Source organism: Clostridium sardiniense, from assembly GCF_050584765.1.
Lineage (GTDB): Bacteria > Bacillota > Clostridia > Clostridiales > Clostridiaceae > Clostridium > Clostridium sardiniense_A.
The window spans coordinates 458,731-476,128 of sequence record NZ_JBNOOR010000002.1 but is presented as its reverse complement, the minus strand read 5'-3'; the positions used below and the strand labels follow the sequence as shown (position 1 = coordinate 476,128).

General features: G+C 28.0%; 17 protein-coding genes. 14 read left to right on the top strand and 3 right to left on the bottom strand.

Translation table 11 applies throughout. The features are described 5' to 3' along the window. Nucleotides 1–54: 54 nt before the first annotated feature. The 3 genes from aguA to ACQPUW_RS12025 all read left to right on the top strand — a co-directional run bounded on the left by aguA (nt 55) and on the right by ACQPUW_RS12025 (nt 3,598). Nucleotides 55–1,152 carry an agmatine deiminase gene (gene aguA / locus ACQPUW_RS12035; RefSeq protein ID WP_430837743.1) on the top strand — a complete coding sequence of 366 codons (1,098 nt, stop codon included), beginning with the start codon at nt 55–57 and terminating at the stop codon, nt 1,150–1,152. A gap of 9 nt (nt 1,153–1,161) precedes the next feature. Beyond that, a complete protein-coding gene (arcC, locus tag ACQPUW_RS12030; protein ID WP_430837742.1) occupies nt 1,162–2,100 on the top strand; it encodes a carbamate kinase in 939 nt (312 codons plus the stop codon). A 124-nt stretch (nt 2,101–2,224) separates the two neighbouring features. Further along, nucleotides 2,225–3,598 carry an APC family permease gene (locus ACQPUW_RS12025; protein WP_430837741.1) on the top strand — a complete coding sequence of 458 codons (1,374 nt, stop codon included), beginning with the start codon at nt 2,225–2,227 and terminating at the stop codon, nt 3,596–3,598. Between the two features lie 37 nt (nt 3,599–3,635). On the opposite strand, the gene ACQPUW_RS12020 is transcribed toward ACQPUW_RS12025, so the two are convergent. After that, nucleotides 3,636–3,986, bottom strand: coding sequence for an SdpI family protein (locus ACQPUW_RS12020; RefSeq protein WP_430837740.1), 351 nt, complete (start codon nt 3,984–3,986; stop codon nt 3,636–3,638). 128 nt (nt 3,987–4,114) lie between these two features. Between ACQPUW_RS12020 and ACQPUW_RS12015 the strand changes: the two genes are divergently transcribed. From ACQPUW_RS12015 to ACQPUW_RS11985, 7 genes are all read left to right on the top strand, one after another. Continuing rightward, complete coding sequence (locus ACQPUW_RS12015) at nt 4,115–4,276, top strand: hypothetical protein (RefSeq protein WP_430837739.1); 162 nt, start codon at nt 4,115–4,117, stop codon at nt 4,274–4,276. Nucleotides 4,277–4,725: 449 nt separating this feature from the next. Beyond that, nucleotides 4,726–8,010, top strand: a complete 3,285-nt coding sequence (locus tag ACQPUW_RS12010; RefSeq protein ID WP_430837738.1) for an MMPL family transporter — start codon at nt 4,726–4,728, stop codon at nt 8,008–8,010. A gap of 317 nt (nt 8,011–8,327) precedes the next feature. Next, a complete protein-coding gene (locus tag ACQPUW_RS12005; protein ID WP_430837737.1) occupies nt 8,328–8,783 on the top strand; it encodes a DUF1905 domain-containing protein in 456 nt (151 codons plus the stop codon). A 245-nt stretch (nt 8,784–9,028) separates the two neighbouring features. After that, the gene (locus ACQPUW_RS12000; protein WP_430837736.1) at nt 9,029–9,403 is read left to right on the top strand and encodes a hypothetical protein; all 375 of its coding nucleotides are present in this window, start codon (nt 9,029–9,031) and stop codon (nt 9,401–9,403) included. A gap of 637 nt (nt 9,404–10,040) precedes the next feature. Then, entirely contained in the window at nt 10,041–10,724 is a 684-nt protein-coding gene (locus ACQPUW_RS11995; RefSeq protein WP_430837735.1) for a YjjG family noncanonical pyrimidine nucleotidase, read from the top strand. A gap of 118 nt (nt 10,725–10,842) precedes the next feature. Further along, entirely contained in the window at nt 10,843–11,460 is a 618-nt protein-coding gene (locus ACQPUW_RS11990) for an SGNH/GDSL hydrolase family protein (RefSeq protein WP_430837734.1), read from the top strand. Between the two features lie 160 nt (nt 11,461–11,620). Next, the gene (locus ACQPUW_RS11985) at nt 11,621–12,124 is read left to right on the top strand and encodes a YbhB/YbcL family Raf kinase inhibitor-like protein (RefSeq protein ID WP_430837733.1); all 504 of its coding nucleotides are present in this window, start codon (nt 11,621–11,623) and stop codon (nt 12,122–12,124) included. A gap of 151 nt (nt 12,125–12,275) precedes the next feature. Here the strand turns inward: ACQPUW_RS11985 and ACQPUW_RS11980 are convergent, their stop codons facing one another. Next, nucleotides 12,276–12,485, bottom strand: a complete 210-nt coding sequence (locus tag ACQPUW_RS11980; protein ID WP_430837732.1) for a hypothetical protein — start codon at nt 12,483–12,485, stop codon at nt 12,276–12,278. Nucleotides 12,486–12,738: 253 nt separating this feature from the next. Between ACQPUW_RS11980 and ACQPUW_RS11975 the strand changes: the two genes are divergently transcribed. Next, nucleotides 12,739–13,086: a hypothetical protein gene (locus ACQPUW_RS11975; protein WP_430837731.1), complete on the top strand. Its 348-nt coding sequence runs from the start codon at nt 12,739–12,741 to the stop codon at nt 13,084–13,086. A gap of 99 nt (nt 13,087–13,185) precedes the next feature. On the opposite strand, the gene ACQPUW_RS11970 is transcribed toward ACQPUW_RS11975, so the two are convergent. Then, nucleotides 13,186–13,950 carry a DeoR/GlpR family DNA-binding transcription regulator gene (locus ACQPUW_RS11970; protein WP_430837730.1) on the bottom strand — a complete coding sequence of 255 codons (765 nt, stop codon included), beginning with the start codon at nt 13,948–13,950 and terminating at the stop codon, nt 13,186–13,188. Between the two features lie 516 nt (nt 13,951–14,466). Here ACQPUW_RS11970 and ACQPUW_RS11965 point away from each other — a divergent pair. The 3 genes from ACQPUW_RS11965 to ACQPUW_RS11955 all read left to right on the top strand — a co-directional run bounded on the left by ACQPUW_RS11965 (nt 14,467) and on the right by ACQPUW_RS11955 (nt 17,111). Then, on the top strand, nt 14,467–15,147 hold the full coding sequence (locus ACQPUW_RS11965; protein ID WP_430837729.1) for an ABC transporter ATP-binding protein: 681 nt from the start codon (nt 14,467–14,469) through the stop codon (nt 15,145–15,147). After that, nucleotides 15,137–16,480, top strand: a complete 1,344-nt coding sequence (locus ACQPUW_RS11960) for an ABC transporter permease (RefSeq protein WP_430837728.1) — start codon at nt 15,137–15,139, stop codon at nt 16,478–16,480. Before ACQPUW_RS11965 ends, ACQPUW_RS11960 begins: the two co-directional genes overlap by 11 nt. A gap of 112 nt (nt 16,481–16,592) precedes the next feature. Beyond that, nucleotides 16,593–17,111, top strand: a complete 519-nt coding sequence (locus ACQPUW_RS11955; protein ID WP_430837727.1) for a hypothetical protein — start codon at nt 16,593–16,595, stop codon at nt 17,109–17,111. Nucleotides 17,112–17,398: the final 287 nt, after the last annotated feature.

Here is a 17,398-nt window from a genome sequence, read left to right as displayed (position 1 = left end):
TTAAGTGTATGTCACATAAGGATTATTAAATAAAGTTAGAAAGGAAGATTAATTTTGAAAAGTTTAAATACAACACCAAAACAAGATGGATTTAGAATGCCAGGAGAATTTGAAGAACATGCAGGATGCTTTATCTTATGGCCACAAAGACCAGATAACTGGAGACTTGGAGGTAAACCAGCACAAGAAGTATTTGTAAATGTTGCAAGAGCTATAAATGAATTTGAGCCAGTTACTGTACTTGTAAATGGAGATCAATATAGTAATGCAAGACAAATGTTAGATGAAAACATTAGAGTTGTAGAAATGTCTAATAATGATTCATGGGTTAGAGATTGCGGTCCTACATTTGTAACTAATGGCAAAGAAGTTAGAGGTGTTGATTGGGAGTTCAATGCGTGGGGCGGACTAGTTGACGGATTATATTTCCCTTGGGATAAAGATGATCAAGTTGCTCAAAAAGTATGTGAACTTGAAGGAGTTAAAAGATATAGAACTAATGGATTTGTTCTTGAAGGTGGCTCAATACATGTAGATGGTGAAGGAACTTGTATGGTTACTGAAGAGTGTTTATTAAGTGAAGGTCGTAATCCAGAACTTTCAAAAAGTAGTATTGAAGAAAATTTAAAAGAACATTTAGGCGTTGAAAAAGTTATATGGATTAAAAATGGAATATATAATGATGAAACAAATGGACATGTTGATAATATATGCTGCTTTGTAAGACCAGGAGAAGTTTTATTGGCTTGGACTGATGATAAAGAAGATCCTCAATATAGTATTTCAAGTGCTGCTTATGAAGTTTTAACAAATGAAGTTGATGCAAAGGGAAGAAAGTTAACAGTACACAAAATGCATATGCCAAAACCAGTATTAATAACTGATGCTGAAAGTAAAGGTGTTGATGCAGTAGATGGAACTCTTCCAAGGGAGGAAGGAGACAGGCTTGCAGCATCATATGTTAATTTTTATATAGCAAATGGAGGAATAGTATTCCCATTATTTAACGATCCGATGGATGATGTTGCAAAAGCTTTATTAGAAAAATTATTCCCAGATAGAAAAGTAGTTGGTATTCATGCTAGGGAAATACTTTTAGGTGGTGGAAATATTCACTGCATAACACAACAATTACCTAAGGCTAACGTTTAGGGTGGCTTTATGGCTAGAATAGTTGTGGCTCTTGGAGGAAATGCACTTGGAAATACTCCAAAGGAGCAAGAAGAAAAAGTTAAAGCAGCATCAAAATCATTACTTGACTTAGTTGATAATGGAAATGAAATAATAATAGCTCATGGAAATGGGCCACAAGTTGGAATGATTAATTTAGCCTTTGATGAAGGCAGTAAAGTAAACGATAAGATAGTAAGTGTTGAACTTCCAGAATGTACGGCTATGTCACAAGGGTATATAGGATATCATTTACAAAAAGGAATAAGAAATGAATTAAACAATAGAAAAATGCCATGGCATGTTGCAACAATAGCTACACAAATTATTGTAGATAAAAATGATGAAGCTTTTGAAAATCCAACAAAGCCAATAGGAGGATATTACTCAAAAGAAGTTGCTGAAAAGTTAATGGTAGAAAATAAAAATGTAATATTTAAAGAAGATGCAGGAAGAGGATATAGGAGAGTAGTACCATCTCCAAAACCAGTTGAAATTGTAGAAAAAGAATCAATATTAAATATGCTTGATAATGAATTTATTGTTATTGCTTGTGGTGGAGGTGGAATACCAGTAGTTAAAAATGAAGATGGTAATTTAGAAGGTATTCCAGCTGTTATAGATAAAGACTTTGCAGCAGCTAAATTAGCAAATAGCATTGATGCAGAATACTTGTTTATATTAACAGCAGTAGATAGAGTAGCTATAAACTTTAATAAACCTAATCAGCAAGAGGTCAAAAAAATGTCAGTAGAAGAAGCTATAGCCTATTGTAATGAAGGTCAATTTGCACCAGGTAGTATGTTACCAAAGGTACAAGCTGCCATGGATTTCGTAAAAGGTGGAAAAAATAGAAGAGCTATAATAGCGTCCTTAGAAAAAGCTGCCCAAGCTATAAATGGTGAGAGTGGAACTGAAATTTATTTGTAGGATTTGAATAGCACTTTGGTGCATATGTGAATTTAAATGCATATGCACTAAATGCTAATTTTATTAAATGTGTGTTTGGAAATTATCTTTAAGTTTATATAAATTTTTGTGAAGAGAGGAAATAATGATGAGCGTTAAAAATAAGAAATTTAAATTATTTGAGGCTGTTCTTGCGGCTGTATGTATAGTTCTAGTAGCAGAAGCAGCAGCTCCAGCAGCAGCTATAGGTAACTCTCAATATTTTTGGTGGATATTAATAGTAATTGGATTCTTTATGCCTTATGGACTTGTAACAGCAGAGCTTGGAACTACCTACGAAAGTGAAGGTGGAATGTTCGATTGGACAAATAGGGCATTTGGTGAAAAATGGGGTTCAAGAGTTGCATGGTTATATTGGGTTAATTATCCATTATGGATTGGTTCACTAGCAGTATTATTTACAGGGATAATAGAACAATTAACTGGAAATGCACTTCCAACTATGATTTATATACCAATTCAATTAGTATTTATATGGTTAGTTGTATTTGTTTGTAGTTCTCCTGTAAGTGATAATAAATTGTTATTAAATATATCAGCTGTATTTAAAGTTATAATTATGGTATCTCTTGGAGCTCTAGGAATATATGTAGCAGCTACAAAAGGGTTTGCTAATGATTTTTCAGCTGAAACCTTCCTTCCAAGTTTAGATCCAGCTGGATTATCTTTTATATCAGTTATAATATTTAATTTCATGGGATTTGAAGTAGTATCATCATTTGCATCACAAATGGAAAATCCTAAAAAGCAAATACCTAAAGCTATAATTATAGGTGGCGTACTAATTACTGGTTTTTATCTTTTAGCTTCTTTTGGAATGGGCGTTGCAGTTCCTAAAGAGGAGTTAAGCTCATCTGGAGGACTTATAGATAGTTTTATATTATTATTAGATGGAAATGCTAAATGGTTTGTTGTACTTATAGGTTTAATGTTTATGTTTACCTTAGCAGGAAACTTAATATCATGGGCAAGTGGTGTTAATTTTACAGCTAAATATGCTGCAGATAATAATGCTCTTCCTAAAATATTTGGAACAGTAAATAAAAAGGGAATGCCTAAGGGTGCAAATATATTAAATGGAGTTATAGCAACAGTACTTGTTGTAGCTGCACCTTTTATACCAAGTGAGGACATATTTTGGTCATTCTTTGGATTAAATGTTGTTGCATTGCTTTTATCATATATAATGTTATTCCCAACATTCTTAAAGCTTAGAAAGATTGATGGAGACATAGAAAGACCATTTAAAGTAAGTGGAAGTAATTTAAAGATAAAGATAATAGCTATAGTACCATTAATATTATTAGCTGCATCTGTAGGATTTAGTGTTATACCATTAGAAAATACTCCAGAGGAAATTGGAGTAAAAATACCTGTTTTAATAGGAACGATAGTAACTCTAATTATAGGAGAAATTTTTGCACATACATGTACTAAGAGAAATCATTTAAAAAAATAATTTATAAATAAAAATTAGAAGGATGAATGATATCCTTCTAATTTTTATTTATACTAGAACTTTTTCTACTTCCGTCTTTATTAAAAATCTTTTTCAAGTGTAATTCATCAAGAATAATCATAATAATAACACCTAGTAAAATTATTATATTTTCATAGATTATACTAATATTTTCAAATAAGTGACTTAAAACAAATCCTAAAGCTAGATAAATAAAACTCAATACAATAAAAGAATTTGCTGAATATTTTTGTGCCTCATTCCATGTATCTTGATTTTTCGTTGATGATGGGGTTCTATAACCATATATACAATTAATTTTCCGTGGTGGAAAAATCTTAAGTAAAAAACCAGCGCCTATACATATTATTCCTACAACACCTAGCATATTTACCTCCTAAATTCATTAATAATGAAATGATTTTAACCATATAATACGAACTCACCTATATTTTCTATAATTTCCATATATATTATTATTGTAATACTAATAATTATGGAAAGGAAGTAGTTATTATGGTATCTAAGAAGTTTCATATTGAGTTAATATTATTTATGATAATTCTTACATTCATTGAGGATTTTGCACCTCCAAAATATTTTGTCTTAAGTATTGTAATACTTCCATTTATAATAATAGGGTTAGGATTAATTTGTTACATGGAGAAAAGTAAGTAGAATATACAATTATTATGTATTATAGAAAAATAATTTTTTTTGTTAACTAAATCTTTAAAATTGCCATGAACACTAATATGTGAATATGAATGATATAAGGAAATTTTATTGAAGTAATGATATAAAATATAGAAAATTCAATAATAAATAGATACATATTAGATAGTGTGTAATTGATAAAGTGTGAATAATATTAAGAGAGTATTTTAAAAACAATAAAGATATAAACTATTGTTAAGAAGAACTACTAAAAATAGTTCTTCTATTTTTGACTTTTTTTTGGCAGTTGATATACTGATTATGTATTTGAATGTAGTTTCAAATACATAATGATTTAAATACATAAGCTTTGGGTTATTAAAAGTATATAATTCGTTTTAATTAATTATTTTAATTAAAAGAATGATGGATAGAGATTAAATAAAAATTAAAAAAGGAGAGAGTGATTTATGGAGCAGAAGGGCGAGCATAATGGCAGGAAAAAGATATTAAAATGCATTCCATTGCTCATTTGGATAGTAGCAATAATATTTTTAACAGTAGTATCTCCATCACTTACAAAACTAGTTAGTGAAAAGGGAGGAGTACAGCTACCAAATGGTTATTCTTCAAAAGTAGCAGAACAATTAGCTAAAGATCATGGGCTAGATTCTAATGATTCTTGTATAGCAGTTTTTCATTCAGATAGTGAACTTACAAATGCAAATAAAGAAAATATAAAACAGACGGTAAATAATTTGAAAAATGATGAAAATAATCTCCATATATCAAATGTATTAGATAGCTTTAATAATCCACAGTTAAAATCTCAAATGGTATCAAAGGATAATAAAACAATAATTGTATTATTTACATTAAACTCAACTCCAGAAAATCTTAATGATATAAGAGCGAAACTTGAATCTGAGATAAAGACGCCAGGAGTTCAAACTTACATTACAGGAAATAAATTAATACAAGATGATGTAAACATAGCGGCACAAAAAGGCCTCGAAAAAACAGAAGGTATAACAATAGTATTTATACTTATTGTATTAATAATAGTATTTAGATCAATAATTGCACCATTTATTCCATTAATGACAATTGGAATAAGTTATCTTGTGGCTCAAGATGTTGTAGCTATATTAGCTCATAGATTTAATTTTCCACTTTCAAATTATACGCAGATATTTATGATTTGTATAATGTTTGGTATAGGTACTGACTACTCAATTCTTTTATTAAGTAGATTTAAAGCGGAGTTAGCAAATGGAAAAGATAGATTTGAAGCTATAAAAATAACTTACAAAACAGCAGGTAAGACAGTATTATTTAGTGCAACACCAGTATTTGTAGTATTTGCTTCACTTAACTTTATTTCCTTTAATCTTTATAGAAGTGCAGTAGCTGTTGCAATTGGTATAGTATTCTTGGTACTAGCTTTATTTACAATAGTTCCAGCATTTATGGCTTTACTTGGCAGAAATGTATTCTGGCCATCTAAAAAGAACACTGGAGAAAAAGAAAATAAAGTATGGGGAAAGCTTGGCTTATTTGCTTTTAAAAGGCCAATACAAACACTTATTATAGTTGCTGTTGTAACTATTCCATTTATTATGTTAAACAACAGAGAGGAATCCTTTAATAATGTAAATGAAATAGGAAATCAGTATTCTTCAAAACAAGGTTTTAATATTTTAACTGATAGTTTTGGTGAAGGTAAGGCTTCTACGACATCAATTTATATTGAAAATGATGTTAATATGAAGACTCCAGAGTATATTGCATTAATAGAAAAGATATCAGAGGATCTTAAAAATTCTAATAGCAATATTACTTCAGTTTTAAGTGTTACAAGACCAGAAGGTACAAGACTAGATCAGATTTATGTAAATGATCAAGCAAGTCAAGTTAATAAAGGTGTAGATAAAGCTACAAATGGAATAAATACGGTTAAGGACGGATTAAGTAGTGCAAGTGATAAGCTAAATGCTTCAAAGCCACAGCTTTCTACTGCGCAAAAGGATGTTACAAAACTTCAAAATGGTACATCTAAGACAAAAGACGGTGTAGAGCAATTACAACAAGCATTAAACGAATTAACTGATAGTATAAACTTAGAAACAAGCGGTACAGATAAATTAAAATCAGGAATCGCAGATGCAAAGGGTAAATTACAAGAGTTAAAAACAGGACAAAGTGAGATACAAAATGGATATGTAGAAGTAGCGAAAAATCTAAATGAAGTATCAAATAAATTAAATGGATTTACTCAAAAAATTAATTCAGGTGCAAATGTAATAGATACTTCAGAGCTTCAAAAAATATTTGATTCTCTTAACTCTAACTTAACAGAATATATAAATAAGCATCCTGAAGTTATGGGAGACAGTAACTTTAAAGCTGTAGTTAATTATATAGAACAATTAGCTAAAGAAACAGGCGGTTTACAAAAGCAAATAGAAAATCAAGTAGCTAGTAAAATAAAGGGGTCTATTGATCAATTAAACGAACTAAACAATGGAATTAAGCTTTTAGCTACTTCAATGAATGAATTAAATTCAAAATCAGCTGAAGTAAGTAAAGGACTAGGTGAATTTAATACTGGTATTAGTCAATTAGAGGCAGGGTTAGATGCTTTAGATAATGGGTTAGATAAAACAGATAGCGGAAGCAAAGAGATATTAGGAAAAGCACCTGAAATATCAAGTGCATTAACTCAAATTAAATCAGGACAGGCTCAAATAAAGAATGGGTTTAAAGAATTTTCAAATCAAGTTGATGAATTATCTTCTGGATTATCATCAGGTGCAAGTGGTTTAGAGGAAATTCAAAATGGACTTAAATATGCTAATGGTTACATTAATGACTGGGCAAATCTTTCATATAATGATTCAGGAATTTCTGTACCAGTGCAAATATTTAATAATAGTGACTTCCAAAAGGCATTAAATCAATATATTAGTCCAGATGGAAAACTAACAGAAATAAATGTATCATTTAACGAAAATCCATATTCTAATGAAGCTATGGCAGAGATACCAAAGATTAAGGATACTGTAGAAAATAGCGTTAAGGGAACTGCGCTTGAAAATGCTAATGTTGGTATTGGTGGTATAGTTAGTACAAGCTATGAAACTAAATTAATGGCAAATACAGATTATAAGAAGGCAGTAGCATTTGTTATTATTGGTGTATCAATTGTATTAGTTTGTATATTAAGATCATTAGTTATGCCAATTTACTTAATGGCATCCCTAATATTAACTTACTTTACTTCATTAAGTATAGTAGAACTTATTGTAGAGAAGATAATGGGGTATCCGGGAATATCATGGATAACATCCTTCTTTGGATTTGTGGTTTTAATGGCACTTGGAATAGACTATTCTATATTTATAATGACAAGATTTAATCAATATGAAGGCATGCCAATTAAAGAGCGTATGATTAGGACAATGAAGGTAATGGGAGGAGTTATAATCTCAGCTGTAATTATACTAAGCGGAACATTTGCAGCATTACTTCCATCAGGAGTTTTATCTCTTGTTGAAATATCATTAGTTGTACTTACAGGAATACTTCTTTATGCAATAGTTATTCTTCCATTATTTATACCAGCTATGGTTAGAATATTTAGAGAAGCAAGTTGGTGGCCATTTATGGGTAAAAGGATTGAAGCTAAAACAGAAAATGTAGATGAAAAAAAGATTGAAGCTAAAACAGAAGATGTAAATGATAGTAAAGAATAATAATATGGTATAAAGATCTAAAGAAGAGAGAAAGGGTCATAGAGAAGAATTTTTAAAGATTTAGAGTTAACTTTAAAAGGGCGAAAGTAAATTTAAAAAGTTTGAGAGTTAACTTTTAAAGGTGATAGTAAACATTAAAAGGGTGAGAATAAAGATAGATAATATATTACAAAAGGGAGTAGAGATACTCCTTTTTTGTTTTGTTTAGGTTAAAGAAACCACCTGTTACACGGATGGTATAGTAAGAGTAAAATTTATAATATATAATTAAAATAATATTATGAAGATATAGTTTTTTATGAGAGGATGACAAACTAATGGAGAAGTTTAAAGCAGAAATTAAAAAGTTAGAAGATAAAGATGGAGCTTATATTGAAATTCCATTTGATGTTGAAAAAACTTATGGAAGTAAAAGAGTTAAGGTAAAAGCAACTTTTGATGGAGTTAATTATAGAGGTTCAATAGTTAAGATGGGAGCCCCTTGTTATATTATAGGAATTACTCAAGCTATAAGAAAAACTATTGGAAAGGAGCCTGGGGATATTATTGATGTAACTATTGAGAAGGATGAGGAGGAAAGAGTAGTTGTACCTCCAAAGGAATTAGTTAATGGTATGGAAAGTGATAATGAAATAAAAGAATTTTGGAATGACTTATCATTTTCAATGCAAAGAAAATATGTTAATTGGATAGAGTCAGCAAAAAAAGAGGAAACAAGGATTAAGCGTATAAATACAGCCTTAGAAAAACTTAAAAATAAAGAAAAGATATAAGCAAAATTGAAATAGATAACTAAAATAGAAAGCTATTAGTTTAAGTGAAACTAATAGCTTTTTATATTTATAGATATTGGGGAGTTTTTATGAACTCTAAGTTTAGGCTAATAAAATTTACTGAATTTACATATATTATATACAATTTATGGTAACTAAATTATAATTATCATAAGATAGGATATAAAGATTATAATTATCATAAGATAGTATATAAAGCATTTTAATAAAAAGGGGATTTTATTGTGGGGAAAATTCAATTTAAAGACCTGATTAAATGTGTAGTTTGGGGAGTAGTACTAGCTGCTATATTATTTGGTTTTGCATTAATAATAGCTAGACATACACATTATGTATTTAAGGATATTTTATTTTGTGAAGGGATTGCCTTTACTATTATTGGTCTTTTCTCCTGCGTTGGAGGAGACCCTATGGGTACATCAATTCAAGGGCTTGGGCAGAATAATGCTCAATATATAGGAAGTGCTAATCTTGAAATATCGAAGATGGAGCAAGATAAAGGGAGAAATAGATTTAAGACAACTATAAGTGCAAGTATAAGTATGATTTCAGTAATTATTGCTGGTATATTATGTATTATAATTAATTTTATAATCTAATATATTTGTAGATTTTACATTATAAAAGAAGTAATTAAATAAAAGTATTTTATTTAATTATAAGAAATGATTTATGGAATAAAGTTAATGGGAGATAATAAATAAAGGCTTACATATGTAGGCCTTTATTTATTATCTTAGATATTTTTAGTAGATTTAGATTAATAAAAATATACTAAGTTAATCAATAAATAAATTAATCGCATATAAATTAATTACTAAGCTACTAAATAAAATACCTCTTTAATTTTTTATACTTTCTTTTAAAATAATATTATTTCTAATATATTGTGATAAAGAGGTACTAAAAAATATTAAAAATATAGAGAATAATGAAAGTATAAATATACGTTTCTCTAATAATGAGTAGTTATAAAAAAGAGCAATAAATCCAATTACATTTGTAAATTTTAAAATAGTAATTAGATTTTTAGAATAAAGTTTTAGAAAATTCACCACCCTTTGAGATTTAGCTAGAAGTTTAACCATTATACTTGGAAGTAAAGCAGCGGATAGGATTAAAATAATATCTATAAGCATTAAAGCACCCCCCATATTATTATATAAATAAGTTTGAAATATTTGTAATAAGTAATTATAATTGTTTAGAGTACTTAAGAGAGTGAGGATTTAAAGGATGAAATATGAGGTATTATTATTTGATATTGATGAAACGCTATTTGATTTTAAGAAGGGAGAGAATTTTGCCTTTTTAAAATGTGTAGATGATTTTAATTTATCAGAAGATAAAGAAGCATGTATTAAATTGTATAGAGAGATAAATACTCTTATATGGCAGGAGTTTGAGAAGGGATTAATTACATCAAAAGATTTAAAGGTTGATAGATTTAGAAGACTTATTAAGGCATTAAATATTGAAAGAGATGCTGAAGAAATTAGTAATACATATATGAGGTATTTAGGAATGTCTACATTTTTATTTGATGGTGTAGAGGAACTTATTAATGAGTTAAGTAAAGATTATAGACTAGCTATTGTAACTAATGGATTAAAGGAAACGCAAACCAACAGAATAAATAAATCCACTATAGGAAAATATTTTGATGCAGTTATTATTTCAGATGGAATTGGGATAGCAAAGCCAGATGCTAGAATATTTGAATATGCATTAGATAGAATAAATTATAAAGATAAGAGTAAAGTATTAATGATAGGTGATAGCTTAACGGCTGATATTAAAGGTGGAATAAATGCAGAAATTGATACTTGTCTGTATAATCCAGATAAAAAAGTTAATGATACTGATATAAAACCTACATATGAGATACATAAATTAGAAGATTTAAAGAACATTCTATAAAAATTTTGGGCATCAATCTTTACAGATTGGTGCTTCTTTATTAACAGATAAACTCAAAAAAATTCAAATTTATTATGTATAATGATTTATAAAATAATAATTAGATGGAGAAGTAAAAATGAATAAAGAAACAGTATTTGTTATTGGAGATAGTATATCTTTAAATTATGGACCTTATTTAGAGGACATGATTAAAAGTAAATATAACTATGGAAGAAAAAGCAATTTAGAAGATGCCATGGAGGATTTAGATAAACCTAAGGGTGCAAATGCTGGTGATAGTTCTATGGTATTAGAGTATTTAAAAGAAGAACATGATAAAGGTGTTAGATACGAAATATTGTTACTAAATTGTGGGTTGCATGATATAAGAGTAGAGAGAGATACTAAAAAAATTCAGATAGATGAAGAGACTTATGAGAAGAACTTAAATGAGGTTGTTGGATTAGCTAATAAGATGGCTAAAAAGGTATTTTGGATTACAACAACTCCTGTTGATGATGAAATCCATAACAAGAGAAAGGTTGGGTTTTTGCGTTATAACAAGGATGTTTTAAAATACAATAAAATAGCAGATAAAATCATGATGGATAATGGTGTAGCATCTATTGATCTTTATAAATTTACAAGTACTTTAGGAAAAGATATTTATAAAGATCATGTACATTTTAAAGAGAATATAGTAAAAATGCAGAGTTCATTTATAGCTGGATATTTATTTGGGTTGTATATTTAATTTAGAATTGAGGAAAAAATAATGAAGATAAAGTATACTTTTACGGGCTCTGCTCTGAATTATCACATGACATGATAAAAGGAAAGTGGATAATTTACATAGGCATCTCATTGTCTTGTAATTTAATCAATATTTAAACTTGAGATAAAGGAGAGATATTATGAAAGTAACCAGTGCAGGCATCAATAATGGTGTCATTGAAGAAAAGTATGGTAAAAAGGGGAGTGAATTTAATAGCTTTGGTATGCCAACATATTCTTTACCTATAAAGATAGAAGATGCTCCAGCAAATACAGTATCTTTTGCTTTAGTATTAGAAGATAAGGATGCTTACCCTGTAACTAAAGGATTCACATGGATTCATTGGGTTGCAGCTAATATAACTAAAGACCATATTAGAGAAAATGAAAGCCAAAATGCTAAAGATTTTATTCAAGGGGTTAATAGCTGGCATAGTGAACTTGGAGGAAATTTAAGTAGAGGAGAATCAAGTTACTATGGTGGAATGGCACCTCCAGATGCACCTCACACATATGAAATTCATGTTTTTGCATTAGATAAATTACTTGATTTAAGAGATGGATTCTATTTAAATGAACTATACAAAGAGATGGAAGGCCATATTATAGACCAAGATACATTAAAAGGTGTTTATAATAATTAGTTAGAATAAAAATATGTTATATATAAATAAAGTACTTAAATATTTTAAAATATCTAAGTACTTTATTTATTTTAGATTTAATAATTTATTGAATCTATTAAGGTATTTAAGAGCTAGTGAAAGTTTTTAATGAATTAATTACATAATGACTTTATACATATTTGATTAAATAATATATAACATATATCCAGCTCATTAATCCATGGAATATTGCCCATGGTATTGAATGCCATGCAGTATAAGATATTATCATTGCTAGACAAGAACCAAAAGAAAGTCCAGACTTAACAGTTTTTTTTACTATAACGTTCCTATTATCATTAGTAGTTTGTTTAACTTCATTATTTTCTATATAGAACACCCCTTTTAAATTGATACATGTAAAAAAATGGTTTATTATTAATATTAAGTATAAGGTATAAAAGAATCATTTTCAAAGATTTATAGGAGAAAAATTTATAATAATATATTTTAGATATATTGATTATTTAAAATTAATCGTATGGTTATAGTAAATAAGCTTTATAAAGAATTAAATATAATAAGTTGTATTTATATAGCATAAATAATTTTATAGAGGATAATTTTATTTAGTGAAGGGGGATGGGTATAGTATGGGGGAGAAAAGAAGACGGAAAATTATAAGTAAGAGAAAAATAAAAATGATAATAAGTGGTATTTTAGTTATAGCTGTAATCTTTATTTTAAGTCATTTGACACCTTCAGCTGCAATTAGAAGTGATTTGTTTTTTAAAGGATATTTTATAAAATCAATTATAGCAGATATAGAATTTAATGAATTTCAGCATAATTTAGATAAAGAAACATTAGAAGATGAGAATTCTAAAATATATAATGTTAAAAATAAAGGATTTACAGATAGAAATGGATTTGGGATATATAATTTTAAAGTTAAAAAGGTAGGTTTTTTATATTTTGCAAACAATTATGGTGAAGCTTAAATTATATTTTTGTATATGTTTATTCTAAAGTTTAAATTATAACTTTTCAGATAATTAATAAGAATGAAAAAAGTCACAGTTTTTAATCTGTGACTTTTTCTAATATAACTCTATATTATATTCATTTAATATATTAACAATTTCATCATTTGGAACAGCATCAGTTATTATTCCTTGAACATCAGCTATTGTTGCAAATTTATAATTACCGTCAGTATAGAATTTTTGGTTTTCCATAACTAAGAAAGTTTTCTTACTAGACTCAATTATTGCAGTTTTAGTTATACCATCTTCAATGTCAAAAGTGGTAATACTTTTATCAAAAACATCAATTCCACAACTACCTATAAAGGATTTATCAAATTTATATCTTCTAATAAGATCAATTGTAACAGGACCGATAAACCCATGTAAGTTCTTACTTAATATTCCTGAAGTAGCTATTACGATTATATTATTATCTTCACTAGATAAAATATTTATTATATCTAGCATGTTTGTAACAACTGTAACTCTCTTTTTACTTGAGGCTAATAGCTTTGCAATTAAAATATTAGTAGTTGATAGATCTAGAAAGATTGTATCTCTATCTTCAATAATATCTAAGGCTTTTTTTGCTATTATACTTTTCTTAGAAATATCTATTTTTTTACGGTCAGAGAATTCATAATTTTGCTTAGATCTGCGAAGCTTAATAGCACCACCATAAGTTCTTTGAAGTTTATCCATTTGTTCTAATTGCTTTAAGTCTTTTCTAATGCAGTCTTCTGTGACACTGAATTTTTTACTTAAGTCTTTAACTTTAACTTTCCCTTCATTATCCAAGATATTTAATATTTCATCTAATCTTTCTTTGTTAAACAATATAAAAACTCCAATCCATATAATTTTAATAATCTTTTATAGAATAAATAATCTAAAATCAAATAATTACATATTACTTTAATAAAAAGTAATAAAAAATAATAAGTGATTTTTATATTGATAATATGGGTATGTCATGAAAGGCATAAAGAAAAGCACTAAGTAATTTTTTTATGACTTAGTACTTTTGCCGGCCTATAAAATATTACGCTAGGCATTATCCTATGACGCTACAATGATATCTTTAAAAATATTATAAGAGAAAAATCTGGGAAAATCAATAGAAAATAATAAAAAACAATAATAAATAATAAATGGAGAAAGCTTTTAAAACATAATTATTTTATTAGTGTTAATAATTTAAAATATATAAATATAATTTAAACTACATATTAAATTTGTAAATATTAAGTAACCTACACTGTAAACAAATGATTAAAATAACAGATTAATACAATTTAATCATATATAATAAAAAATGGAAAATACATATCAGCTAGGGGGATGAATAAACTAATGATAAAACTAGAAAACATTAATAAAAGATACACTATGGGAAAAGAAGTTTTTAATGCTTTAGATAATATAAATCTAGAGATTGAAAATGGAGATTTCATGGCTATAGTAGGTCCTTCAGGATCAGGTAAATCCACTCTTATGCATATTATAGGGGGACTTGATAAACCAACTACTGGACAAGTTATGGTAGATGGCAAAGACATAAGTACTTCAAAGGAAAAAGAACTTGCAAAGTATAGAAGTACAAAGACTGGATTTATATTTCAAAATTTTAATTTAGAATCAACACAGACTGCACTTGAAAATGTTATGATGCCACTTATATTTGCAGGGGTATCTGGAAAGAAAAGAGTTGAAATGGCAACTGAAGCCTTAGAGAAAGTTGGACTTAAAGATAAGATTAGAAATAAGCCAACAGAAATGTCAGGGGGACAAAGACAAAGGGTTGCTATTGCAAGAGCTCTTGTAAATAATCCAGAGATAATATTTGCAGATGAACCAACAGGTAACCTAGATTCTAAATCTGGAGCGCAAATAATGCAATTACTTAAGGATCTTAATAAAAAGGGATACACAATTATTATGGTTACTCATAATAATGAACAGGCAAATGAGGTCAAAACAGTAGTAACTATTAAGGATGGAAAAATAGAGGGGATAAGAAAAAATGAAATTTAAAGATTACATAAAGATGGCTTTTTCTAATTTAGGGAGAAGAAAGCTTAGAACATTTTTAACTGCTTTTGCAGTAGCTATTGGAGTTATGCTTATAATTACTATGGTAAGCCTCGGAAAAGGCGTTGAAAATTTAATAACAGATTCTTTAGAAGAATTCAATAACATAAACGCTATATCAGTTATACCTACTCAGTATAAAGATGATGTAGATGATAGCGAAAATACTAATGAAAATGCAGTAGCAGATGTGAAATTTAAAGAAATTACAAAAGAAAATATAAATAAGATTAAAGAAAAAGGGGACGTTCAAGATATAGTTTCAATGTTTAAGACAGATGTTAGTAGCATAAAACTTGGAGATAAGAGTGTTAAACTTGGCTTTGTTAATGGAGTAGATACCAATTATAGTATCTATGCAGAGTCAGATGTTGATGCAGCAAGACAAAAGAAGAAAGATGATAGTATAAACTACTTAATATCAGGTAACTTAATTAAAGATAATAATGCAAATGAATGTATGATTACAGAAAAACTTTCAAAGAAATTAGGAATAGATAATCCTAAAGACATGATAGGAAAAGAAATAGAGATAATAGCAGATAAAAGTTTTGCTAATATAAAAGAGAAACCACTGAACCTAAAGGTAAAAGTAGTTGGAGTAATAAATGAAAAAGTAAATGAGACAGATAGCGTAACTACAACAATTGGGGTGGCAGATAAGATAAATAAATTTATGAAAAATAATGAGTATATTTATTCAAAAGTTGGACCAACAACTATAAGCGTTAATGTTAAGAATGCTTCTGATGTTAAGAAAATCAATGAGTATATTCAAAAGGATTTAGGATATACAACATTCTCATTGGAAGATGTCGCAGAGAGAGTTAAATCAGTATTTATAGTAGTTAAATCAATACTTGCAATTGGTGGGGCAATAGTTCTATTTGTTGCAGCACTTGGAGTAATAAATACAATGGTTATGTCTATTTATGAAAGAACTAAATCTATTGGTGTTATGAAAGCTGTTGGTGCATCTAAAGGCGATATTAAGGCAATATTCTTAGTAGAGTCTGGAGCAATTGGATTTATAGGGGGAGTACTTGGAACATTATTCTCTTTATTTAACTTAGTTGTAATTAAGGCAATTGCAACGTATGTACTAAAATCTAAAGGGGTCACAGATACATCATTTTTAGGTAATGTATTTGCATCACCCCTTAGGATATGTTTAATAACAATAAGTTTTGCAATAATAATTACAATATTAGCTGGATTATATCCATCATCAAGGGCAGCTAAGCTTAACCCAATTGATGCATTAAAGTATGAGTAATTAAAATAAGTAATAAATTATTTATAAAAAAATAATTACAAATTAATTTTTAGTCTTTATAATTTTGTTACAATGATAGTATATAAAAGTAGAGAAAAGTGAGATGGTACATATGAAAAAATTTGATATCAATGAATTACTTAAACAAATTATTATTGTTAATAGCAGTATTAAAAGTGGAGATAAAGAAAAATTAATTAAGGGTATAAATTATTCAGAATTAACAAGCTTAGAAGCTTTAAAGGTAATAGAAGGAGTTATAAACTACGGTGTATTACTTACAGAAGAGCAATTAGAGGAACTTCCAAAGGTTGATTGTAAGAAGTTAAATACAGCATTATATTTAATACTTAAATATTATAGAATAATGGATATTGAAAGTTTAGATGATGGATTAGATTCAATGCTTAGTATAAATATAGATTCAACAGATGGCGGATTCTATGAAAAGGATGCTATGGCACCTGTATCTGCTATAAATGATATTATAGAAGACTATGCTTCAGGTTCTAGACCTTCAGAATTCGAAGATTATGACTTAGCAAGTGATGAAATAAGCCTTTATGAAGTTAAGATTGATTATGGAAATAAGAGTATGATAAGAGAATTTGAAAGAACAATTTTTAGTTAAGACTGTATAAAATATAAAATTTGAAATTTAAAATGACTAAACATATCTAATACACTAGATATGTTTAGTCATTTTTGTTTTATAAAAGATATTATGATGATTATTATAAAAATTTAATTTGCAAAGTGAAATTTTAGGGTGTAGTAGATTGTTAAAGATTTAGCTAGATATTTAGATATAAATAGTATTTTTATCTTAAGTTTTGGTGGTTTAGGTGGATATTATTTTATGTTTTTTACATGGAATGATGTAGTTATCTGTAAGTGAAAACTGATTCATATGTCGAA

Coding starts and splice junctions, on each gene's coding strand:
- arcC (WP_430837742.1), top strand. CDS start 1,162: ATGGCTAGAATAGTTGTGGCTCTTGGAGGAAATGCACTTGGAAATACT.
- ACQPUW_RS12025 (WP_430837741.1), top strand. CDS start 2,225: ATGATGAGCGTTAAAAATAAGAAATTTAAATTATTTGAGGCTGTTCTT.
- ACQPUW_RS12020 (WP_430837740.1), bottom strand. CDS start 3,986: ATGCTAGGTGTTGTAGGAATAATATGTATAGGCGCTGGTTTTTTACTT.
- ACQPUW_RS12015 (WP_430837739.1), top strand. CDS start 4,115: ATGGTATCTAAGAAGTTTCATATTGAGTTAATATTATTTATGATAATT.
- ACQPUW_RS12010 (WP_430837738.1), top strand. CDS start 4,726: ATGGAGCAGAAGGGCGAGCATAATGGCAGGAAAAAGATATTAAAATGC.
- ACQPUW_RS12005 (WP_430837737.1), top strand. CDS start 8,328: ATGGAGAAGTTTAAAGCAGAAATTAAAAAGTTAGAAGATAAAGATGGA.
- ACQPUW_RS11995 (WP_430837735.1), top strand. CDS start 10,041: ATGAAATATGAGGTATTATTATTTGATATTGATGAAACGCTATTTGAT.
- ACQPUW_RS11990 (WP_430837734.1), top strand. CDS start 10,843: ATGAATAAAGAAACAGTATTTGTTATTGGAGATAGTATATCTTTAAAT.
- ACQPUW_RS11985 (WP_430837733.1), top strand. CDS start 11,621: ATGAAAGTAACCAGTGCAGGCATCAATAATGGTGTCATTGAAGAAAAG.
- ACQPUW_RS11975 (WP_430837731.1), top strand. CDS start 12,739: ATGGGGGAGAAAAGAAGACGGAAAATTATAAGTAAGAGAAAAATAAAA.
- ACQPUW_RS11965 (WP_430837729.1), top strand. CDS start 14,467: ATGATAAAACTAGAAAACATTAATAAAAGATACACTATGGGAAAAGAA.
- ACQPUW_RS11960 (WP_430837728.1), top strand. CDS start 15,137: ATGAAATTTAAAGATTACATAAAGATGGCTTTTTCTAATTTAGGGAGA.
- ACQPUW_RS11955 (WP_430837727.1), top strand. CDS start 16,593: ATGAAAAAATTTGATATCAATGAATTACTTAAACAAATTATTATTGTT.